General features: G+C 41.9%; 13 protein-coding genes and 1 riboswitch. Of the genes, 10 read left to right on the forward strand and 3 right to left on the reverse strand.

The genetic code is table 11. The features are described 5' to 3' along the window. The first annotated feature begins 47 nt into the window (after positions 1-47). The 3 genes from FOF60_RS05685 to FOF60_RS05695 all read left to right on the forward strand — a co-directional run bounded on the left by FOF60_RS05685 (position 48) and on the right by FOF60_RS05695 (position 3,559). Positions 48-401, forward strand: a complete 354-nt coding sequence (locus FOF60_RS05685; RefSeq protein WP_192472837.1) for a hypothetical protein — start codon at positions 48-50, stop codon at positions 399-401. Between the two features lie 181 nt (positions 402-582). Continuing rightward, positions 583-2,445, forward strand: a complete 1,863-nt coding sequence (locus FOF60_RS05690) for a TIGR04190 family B12-binding domain/radical SAM domain protein (RefSeq protein ID WP_225650351.1) — start codon at positions 583-585, stop codon at positions 2,443-2,445. Between the two features lie 157 nt (positions 2,446-2,602). After that, positions 2,603-3,559, forward strand: coding sequence for a cation diffusion facilitator family transporter (locus FOF60_RS05695; protein ID WP_192472838.1), 957 nt, complete (start codon positions 2,603-2,605; stop codon positions 3,557-3,559). A gap of 72 nt (positions 3,560-3,631) precedes the next feature. Here the strand turns inward: FOF60_RS05695 and FOF60_RS05700 are convergent, their stop codons facing one another. Next, entirely contained in the window at positions 3,632-4,981 is a 1,350-nt protein-coding gene (locus FOF60_RS05700; RefSeq protein ID WP_192472839.1) for a hemolysin family protein, read from the reverse strand. A 498-nt stretch (positions 4,982-5,479) separates the two neighbouring features. Here FOF60_RS05700 and FOF60_RS05705 point away from each other — a divergent pair, with 498 nt between their 5' ends. Beyond that, positions 5,480-6,547 carry an ATP-binding protein gene (locus FOF60_RS05705; RefSeq protein WP_192472840.1) on the forward strand — a complete coding sequence of 356 codons (1,068 nt, stop codon included), beginning with the start codon at positions 5,480-5,482 and terminating at the stop codon, positions 6,545-6,547. 18 nt (positions 6,548-6,565) lie between these two features. Here the strand turns inward: FOF60_RS05705 and FOF60_RS05710 are convergent, their stop codons facing one another. Further along, a complete protein-coding gene (locus tag FOF60_RS05710; RefSeq protein WP_192472841.1) occupies positions 6,566-7,126 on the reverse strand; it encodes a GNAT family N-acetyltransferase in 561 nt (186 codons plus the stop codon). A gap of 124 nt (positions 7,127-7,250) precedes the next feature. On the opposite strand from FOF60_RS05710, the gene FOF60_RS05715 reads away from it, so the two are divergent. Next, the gene (locus tag FOF60_RS05715; RefSeq protein WP_192472842.1) at positions 7,251-8,525 is read left to right on the forward strand and encodes a dicarboxylate/amino acid:cation symporter; all 1,275 of its coding nucleotides are present in this window, start codon (positions 7,251-7,253) and stop codon (positions 8,523-8,525) included. Positions 8,526-8,577: 52 nt separating this feature from the next. On the opposite strand, the gene FOF60_RS05720 is transcribed toward FOF60_RS05715, so the two are convergent. Continuing rightward, entirely contained in the window at positions 8,578-9,708 is a 1,131-nt protein-coding gene (locus tag FOF60_RS05720) for a histidine kinase N-terminal domain-containing protein (RefSeq protein ID WP_192472843.1), read from the reverse strand. 258 nt (positions 9,709-9,966) lie between these two features. Further along, a riboswitch (TPP riboswitch) is annotated at positions 9,967-10,073 on the forward strand. 109 nt (positions 10,074-10,182) lie between these two features. Here FOF60_RS05720 and thiT point away from each other — a divergent pair. The 5 genes from thiT (at position 10,183) to FOF60_RS05745 (ending at position 14,112) form a co-directional block, all read left to right on the forward strand. Continuing rightward, positions 10,183-10,779: an energy-coupled thiamine transporter ThiT gene (gene thiT / locus FOF60_RS05725; protein WP_192472844.1), complete on the forward strand. Its 597-nt coding sequence runs from the start codon at positions 10,183-10,185 to the stop codon at positions 10,777-10,779. Positions 10,780-11,046: 267 nt separating this feature from the next. Then, positions 11,047-11,271: a FeoA family protein gene (locus tag FOF60_RS05730; protein ID WP_052442186.1), complete on the forward strand. Its 225-nt coding sequence runs from the start codon at positions 11,047-11,049 to the stop codon at positions 11,269-11,271. Next, positions 11,271-13,280 (forward strand): ferrous iron transport protein B, encoded by a 2,010-nt coding sequence (gene feoB, locus FOF60_RS05735; RefSeq protein ID WP_192472871.1) that lies wholly within the window; start codon positions 11,271-11,273, stop codon positions 13,278-13,280. The genes FOF60_RS05730 and feoB overlap by 1 nt, the downstream gene beginning before the upstream one ends. A gap of 21 nt (positions 13,281-13,301) precedes the next feature. After that, positions 13,302-13,463: a FeoB-associated Cys-rich membrane protein gene (locus FOF60_RS05740; RefSeq protein WP_192472845.1), complete on the forward strand. Its 162-nt coding sequence runs from the start codon at positions 13,302-13,304 to the stop codon at positions 13,461-13,463. A gap of 184 nt (positions 13,464-13,647) precedes the next feature. Then, complete coding sequence (locus FOF60_RS05745; protein WP_192472846.1) at positions 13,648-14,112, forward strand: helix-turn-helix transcriptional regulator; 465 nt, start codon at positions 13,648-13,650, stop codon at positions 14,110-14,112. Positions 14,113-14,134: the final 22 nt, after the last annotated feature.

The following is a 14,134-nucleotide window of genomic DNA, read 5'->3' on the forward strand; positions in this document are numbered from 1 at the left end:
AATGATGATAAAATAACCTTAAGCCAAATAAAGGGGAGCCATGTGAAATGGAAGGGATATCTGAAATCATTAATCTCTTAAAAGGTATTGAGAGCTCGATTGACTCATTGAATAAAAGGACCGAAAACATTGAAAAAAGACTCGACCGGCTCGAAAAAGTCGATAGCATTGAACATCGTGTTACATCAAACCAGATCGATATAACAGATATTAAAGACGCACTTGAAAGAATGGAAGAAGCACAAAGTGCCAAAATCGAAAATATGTTAAAAGAATTGCTAAGCAAAGCAGAAATAAAAAACAATACAGAATTCAGCACAATCCACAAACGCCTTGATTCCCATTTGTTAAAATTGGGAAGGGTCGAGGAAGAAATCCTGATGGTGCAGCAGGAAAAATAGTAGACAGGGAGATTGCGATATCGCAGTCTCTTTTTTTATAAAATGTATCCACAAAACTTTCATAAACTCGCAATTCCTTTATTTATCAGGGTCTGGCGGCTTTTTTAACTCATTATGTTCAGTCGTTCACAAAAAGTTGCACTTTGCGGGACTGAGACAAAGTATTCGGGAGTTATGATTAATGTGTAATCATACATTGCCTTTATTAGGCAGATTAATAGTATATATTTTACTTGAGGTGATTCTTTTGAAATACGATTTAGTCCTTCTCCATGCTCCCAGTGTTTATGATTTCAGGAAAAATGCGCTGCTGGCAGGGCCCATCAGTGACGTCGTTCCGTCCTCTCCGGTGTTTGAAATGTATCCTATTGGCCTGACGAGCATTGCGGAATATTTAGAACGCCAAGGTCTGCGCGTGAAAATCATCAACATCGCCAATCGAATGCTGATGGATGAAAATTTTGATGTCGAAAAGAAATTAAAAAAGATTAGGACACGGGCTTTTGGGATTGACCTTCACTGGCTGCCGCATGCTCATGGAAGTATTGAACTGGCGAAAATTGTGAAAAATCTTCATCCCGAAACTCCTTTGATCTTTGGCGGTTTATCTGCAACCTATTACCATAAAGAATTAATAGAGTATCCATTCATTGACTTTGTCATGCGGGGCGATTCAACTGAAAAATTAATGCTCCTTTTGATCAACCATTTGAAAAATGGAACCCATCATCTGGGCGGGATTCCAAACCTTACTTGGAAGGATGGAGACACTCCAGTATACAACCCGTTAAGCCATGTTCCTGACAGCCTGGATGAATTTGATATTCCGGGATATCGATATACTATCAAGTCTGTCTTCAAGTATAAAAATTTCCTGGATCCACTCCCCTATAATGGATGGCTTCAATACCCTAATACGGCGATCCTCACGGCAAAAGGCTGCACCCAGGGCTGCTTAATTTGCGGGGGCTCAAAGCAATCATACAAGGATAATTGCAATCGTAAAATACTGGCAAAACGCTCACCTGCAAAGCTAATAGAGGACATTCTTTTTATTCAGCGCTTCAGCAGGGCCCCGATTTTCATCCTTCATGATATCCGCCAGGCGGGTAAGGAATATGTAGATGAGTTTTTTGAGAGGCTCAGCAAGATCAACTTGAAAAATGAACTGGTATTTGAATTATTCCAATATGCGAACGAGGAATTCTTTGAAAAAATTGAGAAGGCTGTACCAAAGTACAGCATTGAATTGACATTGGAAACACATGATGAGAAAATCCGCCGTTACAACGGCAAATTTAATTGCACAAATGCAAAAGTGATTGAAACGCTGCAATCTGCATTGAAGCATAGCTGCAAGAAGATTGATATCTTTTTCATGGTTGGCATCCCGCATCAGGATTATCAAAGCGTCCTTGATAATGTCGATTTTTGTGAGGAAATTCACAATGCATGTGGCGGGAATAAACGTCTATCATACTTTGTCGCTCCGCTGGCACCATTCCTTGACCCGGCAAGCCCGGCATTTGAAAATCCTGAAAAATATGGCTATAAGAAGTTTTGCCATACATTTGAAGACCATAGAAAAGCAATCACTCAGCCATCATGGAAATACATGCTCAGCTTTGAAACAGATTATATGACCAGGGATGAAATTGTGAGATCAACCTATGAATCTGCCAGAAGCCTTAATGCTTTTAAACTGAAGTACAACCTTATAGACAAAAAGACACATGATGAGGTGAATGAGAAAATCACCAGGTCGCTTGAATATATAGAAAAAATCGATGAAATCATTGCTCTCCCGGAACAGGAAAAAAATCAGCAGTTAGCACTTCTTAGCAAGGAAATGGAAGAAGTGAACAAATACAGTATTTGCGGGAAGCATGAATTGAAATGGGAAGTGAAAAAGCATTATGCTGATATCTTCTCGCTGACTGCAATCGGAATCGAGCTTTTGGCAGAGGACATATGGATCAACGCAAAACAGAAATGGATTGCCTATAATAAAAGAGTTGGAGAAGCCTCTAAAAGCAGGACGTAAATTTTAGAAAGAGCCCCTCAGGACATTATTCTGAGGGGCTCTTTGGCATATTAATTACATAAGTGGTTCATGAAGATTAATCTTAAAAATGTTTAAACTGGAAGCAAACGTGAAAAGGTAAAGGAAAATATATTTAACTAGTAAAGCGGGTGGAGAAATGTCATCAATGATTGAATTTTTTAAAAGAGGAAATAAATCTTCCGGAATTGCTGCGCTTGGGAATACCTTCCTGGCAATCATCAAAGGGGTTGCAGCTGGAATTAGCGGAAGTGGTACGATGCTCGCGACGACACTACATTCGGTTGCGGATGCATTGAATCAATTCTTTGTTTTCATCGGCAGTGCAATCTCGGAAAAAGAAGCGACAAAGCGATTTCCGACCGGGTTCGGCAGGGTCGTAAACCTGTTCGTTCTCGTGGCAGTCATCATCATTTCGATCATGGCATATGAAACAGTCATCAAAGGATGGGAGTTAATTCAGCATCCGAAGGCTTCTTCCAATTTGTGGCTTAATGTCATGATCATGACAATTGCGGTACTTGTTGATGGATTAATCCTGATTAAAGCGATGAAGGAAATTGCCCACGAGACAAGAAGTGAAGCAAAGGGATTTGGAATTGTTGGAAACGCGTTTAAGAATGTCAGCCTGGCAGCACCGCCGACAAGACTGGTGTTCTATGAGGATTTGATTGCAACATTTGGTGCGCTGTTAGCACTGTTTTCGATTGTCATGGCGCATGTTACAGGGTTTTATTTGCTTGACGGAATTGGAACATTGCTGATTGGCATCCTGCTAATCGGGATTGCTTTGAAGATTGGCTATGAGAACACCGTAGGCCTAATTGGAGTTTCTGCACCTAAGGTGGTTGAGGACCGTATAGCCAATCTTATCCTGTCAGATCCAGATGTCATTGACATCAATACATTAAGGATTGTCCAGGAGGGCAGACAGTACCATGTCGAGAGCTATCTGGAGCTGCGCAAAGGGCTGACACTGGCTGACGCAGATGATATCAAGTTCAGGGTCAGGGATAGCGTCCTTAAGGATCCGGACGTAGATGATGTTATTATGGGAATCATCGAAGCAGATGACGTCCAAACCTGGAAAGTGTAAAATAAGGTCACAAAAAACCCAGGCAGGGAGGACCTGCCTGGGTTTTGGCTATTGAAAGTAACTGCTTGATCGTTATGAAACAACTTCGGTTTTATTCATAAAAAAACCTTCAGCTGGCTTTTCGATTTCGGGTTGTTTCGTTACTTCAATATATTTAATGTGGTGCTCTTCCATTTCAGTGATTTTGAAAAAGTATGAACCAAAGCTGACAACGTCGCCCTGCTTGACTTCATAATTTTCGGTGAGCATCCAGCCGCCGATTGTATCGACATCTTCATCGTTGATATCAAGCGCGAGCAGTTCATTTACATCGCTGACAAGTAGTTTGGCATCGATGATATAATGACTTTCTTTGACTTTGCGAATCATTGGCACTTCATCCATATCGAACTCATCGCGAATTTCTCCGACAATTTCTTCAAGGATATCTTCTACTGTTACGAGCCCGGAAGTTCCTCCATATTCATCCATCAAAATCGCCATGTGTATACGCTCTTTTTGCATCTTGACGAGCAGGTCGTGAATCGGGATGCTGTCAATGACCCGGATGATAGGCCGAATATATGAATCTATTTCTTTTTTGCCCCGGCCCTGGTCATGGATCAGATCAGTCATGACTTCCTTGATATTGACGAGACCGACAATATGGTCCTTGTCTCCGTCGATGACAGGATAACGGGTGAATTTCTCTTCTTTCACAATCTGGAGAAAGTTCTCCAAAGTATCCTCGATTGACAACGAAATGATTTCCGTCCGGGGCACCATGATTTCCTTGGCGATCCGATTGTCAAATTCAAAGATTTTATTTACATACTTAAACTCTGACTGGTTGATTTCACCACTTTTAAAGCTTTCAGAAAGTATAATGCGAAGTTCTTCCTCAGAATGAGCCAAATCATTTTCAGAGGCAGGCTTAAGACCGACAAGGCCAACAGCAAGACGGGCGGATCCGTTCAATAACCAGATGAATGGGTACATGATCTTGTAGAATAAGATCAGCGGGCCGGCTGTATTAAGCGAAACCCATTCTGCTTTTTGAATAGCTAATGTCTTAGGGGCCAGTTCCCCGACTACGACATGCAGGAATGTGATGGTCGCAAATGCAATCCCCACCGAAAAGACATGTCCGACGGATTCAGAAATAGCCAGGCTGGTGAATAACGGTTTTAGCAAATCGGCTATTGCCGGCTCTCCAAGCCAGCCGATTCCCAGAGCAGTGATCGTTATGCCCAGCTGGCAGGCAGAAAGATACTCATCCAGGTTGGAAATGACTTTTTTTGCGAGCACAGCTTTTCTGCTGCCTTCCTCTATTAGTTGGTCGATTCTGGAACTTCTCACTTTAACAATCGCAAATTCTGATACGACAAAAAATGCCGTTAAAGCAATTAAAATGGCTATCCAAACCAAGTTAAATATGTCCAAATAAGTTCCCTTAGCCCGCGGGTCTGCGGGTAAGGAGTCACCTCCCAGTAAACTGAAAATTAAACCTGAATCTTGCAGGCTTCATATAAATTTAAATCATCAAGAAAAATTTTAACGGCCCGTTCCGTGCGGCTGGTTCAGCCAGGGCCAACATCCTGTTATGCTGTTCCTTCCGCGTTTACAGCTGTTAAATTCTTGATACGATAGATTGCCCCATCATACCACCTCAGCTTTATCATTTAAATTTTATTATACCATATCGAGAATAATTAAGGGGAACATTAATACGGTTTGATATCAATGTATGAAACGGACACATAAAGTATGAAGTTTATGTTCAATTATATTAGAAAATTCAGTTTTTAACAAATTAGTGATTTTTATGGTTGTCAGAAAAATTTCCCAATGTAAATATTTTCCCTTTTATGTGTGATTTAACAGTTAGAAATTGAAATAAATTTAAATATTCAGTAAAATTTTATGAAAGGGAGGCTGACTATGAGTATTCTTTTATCCAGTTTGGAAAAGAAGTTACATAAAGTCGAAAAGACAGAGGGGAAAATTTGGATAGAGCCGGCAATGGATTTTATTTGTAAAAGAACTCCGGATGGTCTGATTAAATATGTTTCTCCATCTGTTTATCACATGCTAGGTTATGAGCAATCTGAATTACTTGGAAAATTGTACACTTTATTTGTCCATGCAGAAGATTATAAAAGAATCTTGAATGCTGACATGCCTGAAGTTGAGGAAGTATGCAGTTTGACTTACCGTATTAAGCGTAAAGACGGAGTATATATCTGGGTGAATTCACAAATCACGGTTGTACGGCATCCCGAAACAAATGAACCATTAGAACTGCTTTCAGTGACATGTGATGTTTCTGCAAAAATCAAAACAGAGCACTTCATCCTTGAGTATGAGAAATTGAATGTTGTTGGACAGCTTGCAGCAGGTATTGCACATGAAATCAAGAACCCTTTGACAAGCCTGAAGGGTTTCATCCAGCTCATGAAGGCTGGACAAGAATTGAACCACAACTATTTAGCGATTATGGAAGAGGAAATAAAGCGGATGGAGGCTGTTTCAAAAGAACTGATGCTTATGGCAAAGCCGCATAAATCTGACTTTAAGTCCTTTGATATGAACGAATTGGTTGACCATGCTATTACGCTTCTAATGGCTGAAGCAGCAAAGAAGTGCGTTGAAATAACCAAGCAGTCTACACTTGAAGATGGAGTGCTTTTTTGTGATGGGAATAAAATCAAGCAGGTTCTGATTAATTTGCTGATGAACGCGATTGATGCAATGGAGCTGCCAGGCGAGATCACGATTGCGGTTTCTAGATCAGAAGAGGAATTGACCATTTCCATCACTGATACTGGTAAAGGAATCCCTGCAGAGGATCTGGACAAGATCGGCAAGCCTTTTTTTACGACAAAGGCGAATGGGAACGGACTGGGATTAATGATCTGCTATAAAATCATCGAAGAACATCATGGCAAAATCAATGTAGAGTCAAGCTGTAACGGAACAACATTCACCATCAAGCTGCCGATCCACTGACTTTCTTAAAAGTGATATTCAAGTATGAATAGTATGTCTTCTATGCCACTCTCTTGAAAGGAGGCCGTAAACAACCAAATCATGAAAGCTTCCATTTAAATATTCTCCATCACGTATGACACCCTCCTCGATAAAGCCAAGCTTACTGGGAATTGCCTTGCTTGCATGATTGTCCTTTCCGCACCGGATCTCAATGCGGTTAAGTCCAAGCTCATAAAAAGCATGGTTTATTACTGCTTTCACCGATCTGACCGTAATGCCTCTTCCTTGCAGTTTCTCAGAAAGGTAATAGCCGATGCTGGCCTGCGAGTTAATCCAGTCAATACCATGCAGACTGATACTGCCTGCAAGGACTCCTCTGTATCGGATGCCAAAATGAGTGCTGCTTCCTTCCTGATGGTTTTTCTGCCACAATTGTATGACTGAAAAAAATTGCCCTGGTGATTGAATGCCGTCAATCCAGGGAAGCCATTTCCGCAAAAAACGGCGGTTAGAATCCACAAGCCAGAACAACTCTCCAGCTTCACGCGGGTCAAATAAACGAAGCTCAAGTTCAGAATCCACTTTTAAAACTGACATAAAATCCTCCTGAAACTTTATTCTGATGGCATTATTGTCCAATCAACCCGCCATGGTTTAATTCGGCCAAAAGAGGGAATAAAGCTTTACATTGTTTTTTTATATTTTTTTTGGGAGGAAGACTATGAAGTTAACCACTAAGATTTTGATTGGCCTTGGACTTGGAGCGATGACCGGGCTGATCCTCAACATTTTTTCACCCGAATTATTCACTGTTTTAGATAAATTCTTGTTCACGCCTCTTGGCAAGATATTCATCAACTTAATTAGTATGCTTGTTGTACCGATTGTCCTGTTTTCGATTATTCTCGGAACATCGGGGTTAGGTGATCCGAAAAAGCTTGGAAGGATTGGCATAAAGACTGTGGGCTTCTTTTTAGGAACCACGGCGATTGCGATATCTATAGGCCTTGCTCTAGCCTTCCTTATAAAACCAGGATTGATGGGCGAATTTGACACGAGTGGAGCTGAATTCAAGGCTGAAGAAGCTCCGCCAGTAAGTGAAACCTTTTTAAATCTTATTCCGGCAAATCCATTTGAAGCACTGACAACCGGAAATATGCTTCAGGTAATTATTTTGGCGATTTTCATCGGTATTGCGTTAACGGCACTTGGTGACAAAACAAAAGGTATTCTGAATCTGGTACAACAGGGAAATGAGATCATGATGTATCTGGTCGGCCTTGTCATGAAGTTTGCTCCGTACGGAACTTTTGGGTTGATCGCAACCGCTATCGGAAGCCAGGGAATCGATGCCATCAAGGCCATGGGAGTATACATGCTAGTCGTTGTTCTGGCTCTAGTTGTCCATGCGTTCATCACTTATGGTTCTGGTGTATATTTTCTCGGAAAGAAAAACCCATTTTGGTTCTTCAAGCAATTCTCTCCTGCTATGGGAGTAGCCTTCAGTACATCGAGCAGTAATGCCACACTGCCGGTATCAATGGAAACAGCTCAGAAGAACCTGCGTGTCCCTGAATCTGTCAGCAGCTTCGTTCAGCCTCTCGGAGCGACGATCAACATGGACGGTACCGCGATCATGCAGGGTGTAGCTACCGTATTCATCGCACAGGTATACGGTGCCGACCTTACAATGGCAGAGCTTTTGACTGTCGTCTTGACTGCCGTGCTTGCAAGTATAGGGACGGCAGGTGTTCCAGGTGTTGGTTTGATCATGCTGGCCATGGTCCTCCAATCTGTAGGTCTGCCTGTTGAAGGAATCGGCCTCATTCTCGGGATTGACCGTTTGCTTGATATGGCTCGCACCGCTGTCAACATTACAGGAGATGCAGCTTGTGCGGTCATCGTCTCTGAAACTGAGAAAAAGCATCAAGTAAGACCGGAGAAAAGCAAAGTTAAAAATATGGCAGACAACCGCTCTCTTGAATATTTAGATTAAAGTAGAAGAGACCCCGCCTTTGCCGGCGGGGTCTTCTTGTTCAGGTTATATGTCAGATTTCGATTCTTGTCAAAGGCAGCAGCATAATGAAAGACGTCTTGTCAGGTTCTGATGAACAGGCAAGTATGCCTTTATGCTTTTCGATTATTTCCCTGCAGACGAACAACCCAAGTCCGGTTCCAAGTGTTTTGGTCGTGACGAATGGCTCAAAGATGGTTTTTAGCAAATGGTCGGGTATGATTGGCCCATTATTCGAAATTTCTATTTTGATATGGGTATCATTCACGAAAAATCCTTTGATTTCAATCTGTGGGTCATCACGGTATTGGCTCAATACGTCAATGGCATTAAAGATGATGTTGATGAGGACCTGCCTGATTTCATCAGCATAGCCGTACAAATCCATATCCTCTGCTACCTCTTTGATCACGCGGACATTCGTGTCAAGGATGCTGGGATATAGGAAATTTAAAACCTCATCAATCATTTTATTTAAAGAGAAATGTGTCTTTTCTTTTCCAATCAGCTCTTTTTTTGACAGCAGCAAGAATTGTGAAATTCGGAAATTCAGCTGCTCAAGCTCGCTTGAGATGATATCGAGATACTTCATATCTTGGTGTTCAGATCTCAAGAGCTGGATGAAGCCCTGAATAGAAGTCAACGGATTGCGGAATTCATGGATGAAGCTAGACGTCATTTGCCCAAGCAATGTCAGCCTGTCTTTATGCGTTGAATCGATGAACTGGTTCTTTTCCTCGATAATCTTGTTTTTCTGTTCATTATAATAGGATACAGCGTAATATAAAAAGGTATCGAAACAGTAATTGATCGAGTTGATGGCCTCTTGCATTTCTGTCCATTCCATATTCATTTTATGAAGATGTTTATATAAAACGGAGCGTCCGGAATTGACATTATAGACAAAATCGCCAATGTTAATGTCAGCACGAACCCGTTCTTCTCCGACCATGAAAGCAAGCTCCTGAATATGTTCTTCCAATTCTTCGCTTGTCCTAGAAAACACCGAGAGAATGACTGCATACATTCTCTCAGCGTTCTTGCTTATTTTCTCTTTATATGGATCATCTTCTGAGACGATTATTTTTTCCGTCCAGTCAGCTATCAGGTTTTCTTTTTCACTAGTCAGGAAGCTAAGCAATCGGTTATCCGTAATTGGCAGCATTTCATTAAGTCCCCCAGTTTTTCATTTCGGTATTAAAGATTCGAGGAAAAACCCGAAATCCCTTTGTCGAATATTAAGAACATGCGCTGAATCACGTCGAATAGCTAAAATCGTGACAAAAGACCGACTTTTTTAGCAACAATGAAAGAGTTTTGTCTATTGTTCCATCGACATTAATTGGGAAGTGCAGAGTCTGCTGACAGGTTCTACTTGTTATTGAATGGCAGAAGTAGTATATTCATAGTGTAGAAACTAAATAATAACCACAAGGGGAGCTGCGTAAAGTAGCTGAGAGTGAGCGGCCGAGTTCTTACCCTTTGAACCTGTTAGTTAATGCTAGCGAAGGAATGTGGATGCGATAGGAAAGCAATCTTGGGAATCCTATATCGATCCCCACGATTGCTTTTTTTGTTTCTGAAGCAGAAAAGGCGTGGTAGAAACGGACCTCATTCTGAAAAGAAGGAGGAACATAACATGAAACAAAAACAAACTCTCTTTTTAGTGGAAATAGCCGTATTTTCCGCACTGGCTTATTTGCTTGATTTATTTTCCGGATTTTTATTTTCAAGAATCTGGCCCCAGGGAGGATCAGTGTCGATTGCGATGGTGCCTGTATTCCTGATGGCGTTCCGCTGGGGAATAAAAGGCGGCGCAATAACCGGGCTGCTGCTCGGACTTTTGCAATTCATCCTTGGCTTCTCGCAAATATACCACCCTGTACAGGGATTCATTGATTATGTGGTTGCATTTACTGTACTGGGAGCTGCCGGTATTTTTGCGAGGCAGATCAAGGAAAATATCCAGAATGGAAATAAGACAAAGTGGATTGGTTTGATCATCGCCGGTACCTTTATTGGAAGCTTGCTTCGCTTTATCGCTCATTTCTTTTCGGGCTGGATCTTTTTTGGAGTCTGGGCGCCAGAAGGACAGCCAGCGTGGCTTTATTCAATAATCTATAACGGTACCTATATGATTCCGAGCATGATCTTAAGTGCCATTATCATTATTCTGGTCATCGGCTACGCACCATCGAGAATGGTTAAGTCGACACCTGTAAGCAATAAAATGTAGCAGATGGGGGAGCTGAAAAGCTCTCCTATTTTTTATGCGCACTTTATACCTATAAGGGTATATGATGAAAATGAAGTGATTGTGGGTGAAAATATTGTCAATTATATGGAGTTTGCAATAAATATACGTTGCAAGCGTAATCTTAGTGATTTATGTCACAGTGTATCTCGCCGTCAACTGGTTAAATAAAGATAATCATTCTCATTTAGAAAAAAGAATCATCAAAGAGTTTTATCATAACTATTAAACTAAAAAAAGGTGATGGCTATGCTGGGAAAATTAAAGACTGGTGAAAAAGGCCGGATCATGAATATTGCAAGTGCTGACAAATTTGTCAGAAGAAGATTGCTTGATTTGGGAATAGCAGAAGGCTCTGAAGTGTGCGTAAAATGCATACTGCCTTTTGGCGGCCCAGTCATGGTTGAATCCTGCGGGCAATGCATCGGTATCCGCCGCAAAGAAGCCCTAAGGATTGAAGTGGAGCGAGTATGATGAATATTGCGCTCATTGGCAATCCAAACACTGGAAAAACATCATTGTTTAATAACTTAACAGGTTCCTATGAATATGTCGGCAACTGGAGCGGGGTAACGGTCGAAAAGAAAGTTGGATTACTTAAAAATGGCAGGGACCAGCTTATTGACCTTCCCGGGGTGTATACCCTCAATCCACTTTCTAAAGATGAAGGTGTTGTAACGAATTTCTTCCTGAATGAACCATTCGAAAAACTTCTCAATATCCTGGACGCTTCTCAGTTAAGGCGCAATCTCCACCTTACTATGCAGCTGTTGGAATACGGTGCACCTGTCATTATTGGCTTAAACATGCTGGATGTGGCTAAAAACCGTGGTATTGACATTGATATTGCTAAACTGTCTCAATCATTGGGCGTGGCAGTAGCACCTGTTGTTGCCAGGTCAGGAAAAGGGTGTAATGAACTTGCAGAGCTGGTGACTGGCGGAGTTATTGGTATCGGGAAGTCGAATCTCATTTATTATGGAAAAGCGATTGAAGCGGGCATCCTGGAGCTTGAGAACAAACTGGCCGGAAAGACGCAACACCCGGTTCGATGGCTTGCACTTCAGCTGTTTGAAGGCAATCCCTATGTGAAAAGCTATTTAGAAACTATTTTGCCATCGGGTGAGATTGACACCTTGGTTAACCATGTTTCTATTTCTGAACAGCAAAACTTGGGCAGCAAACAAGCGCTTGACCAGATCATCCATCGAAAACGCAGTGAAGCGATTGATAAAATAGTAACAGAGGCAGCCACCTCAACGGAAAATAAAAAGATTCCATTGACAGAGAAGGTTGACATGCTCGTAACGAATAAATTCCTGGGAATCCCGATTTTTCTTGTACTGATGTACATGATGTTCATGCTTACCTTTGACTGGCTTGGCTTCCCGCTGTCAGACGCATTGGAATCTTTCCTGTCCGGACCAGTAACATCGGGAATCACAGCAGCACTGTCTGCAGCCGGTGCTTCATCATTCATCCAGGACCTGGTTCTTGATGGAATTGTAGCCGGGGTAGGGGGAGTCCTCGTCTTCGTGCCGCAAATCTTCATTTTGTTCTTCTTCATATCCTTGCTGGAGGATTCAGGGTATATGGCCCGTGTCGCGCTGGTTATGGACCGATTGATGGAATCCGTCGGTTTGAACGGAAAGGCATTCATTCCGATGATGATTGGATTTGGCTGTAATGTACCTGGCATCATGGCAGCAAGGACCATTGAGACACCGAAGGAAAGGCTGATGACCATACTGTTGACGCCGCTTATGTCATGCTCGGCGCGGCTGCCTGTTTACGCCTTGTTTGTCGGAGCGTTTTTTGTAGAATATAAAGCAACTGTTGTTCTGAGTTTGTATGTGTTGGGGGTAGTGCTCGCCCTTTTGCTGGCAAAGGTATTCTCGAAAACTCTATTGAAAGGTGAAACTTCAGTATTCGTCATTGAACTTCCGCCATACAGGCTGCCACAGGCGAGAGCACTTTGGAGAAGCACATGGGATAAAGGCAAGGGATTCGTTAAAAAGGCAGGAACATTTATTTTTGCCGGGTCCGTCTTGATCTGGCTGCTTGCCTATGCTGGACCGGAAGGCGTAAATGTAAGCATGGATGATAGCTATTTAGCGGTTCTTGGAGGTATTTTTGCACCGTTATTTGCCCCTATAGGCTTTGGGACTTGGCAGGCCAGTGCATCACTTTTCACCGGTTTCCTGGCAAAAGAAGCTATTATTTCAACGATGAACATCATTTACTTTGTACCTGATGAAGCGAGTTTGCAAGGCTTGCTTGCTGCTCATTACACACCATTAGCTGCATATAGCTTCATGGCATTTATCCTGTTATACGTTCCTTGCCTTGCAACTGTAGCAACCATTTATAAGGAAACTGCTTCCAAACGCTGGACAGCTTTTTCAATCACTTATGCTCTGGTTATCGCATACGCATTGTCTCTGGTTATTTATCAAGGCGGTAAGTTGTTAGGACTAACCTAAACCTTGAGGGAGGAAGGATCTATGATCGCAAACATTTTAATCGGCGGAGCCATATTCGGATATGCCGGCTGGGCCTTCTATCGATTCATCAAGAAATCAAAGGAAGGAAAATGTGCTGCCTGCTCCATCCAAAGCTCATGCTCAACCAACTGCAGTGTCATTAAGGAAGAACAAATAAAATAATTCAATCGGGATGCAGTCATCTGCATTCCTTTTTAAAAGGATTTTTTCAAAAACTGTAATGCCTTAATTAACGAATGTAAAAATGAATTACCGCATCAATACTGTGGGTAAAATAAAAAGTATTTTTAATTCCAACTAATTTGGTGTAAAATTACACCAAAAGCATTTCAAAGGAATGAAGCGGATGACCAGGGATGAAATCATAAGCAGGGTATCGGAAAAAATAAGAGTACTGCGAGCAGAAGTTGGTTACACACAGGATAAAATGGCTGATATTATCGGAATCTCCAAAAAGACGCTTGTCCAGATTGAAAAGGGCAGGGCTCAAGCCGGCTGGTCGACAGTCGTGGCCATAGCAGCTCTTTTCAGGGAAACAGAGACTATCCAGTTTTTGTTCGGCAATGAACCACTAGAGGTACTTGAAACCATTGCCCATGAAGGTACAGATTATCGTAAAGAAAAAACATTAGGCGGCAAAGTCTGGTGGCGCGAAGTATCAAGGGTTGGCGGATTTGTCATGCAGCAGAACATCCTTAGCCAGCATTACAGGATTTTGGATCAAGATGATTTCCGGATATTCAGCAGCTTTGAAGAAAAAGAGACAATGGAGCGGTTAGAAGAAATTGCAGCTGAAGCATTGAAGGGATAAAACAAGCGAACTGATGAAAAAA

It is taken from the genome of Mesobacillus jeotgali, assembly GCF_014856545.2.
Classification (GTDB): Bacteria; Bacillota; Bacilli; order Bacillales; family Cytobacillaceae; genus Mesobacillus.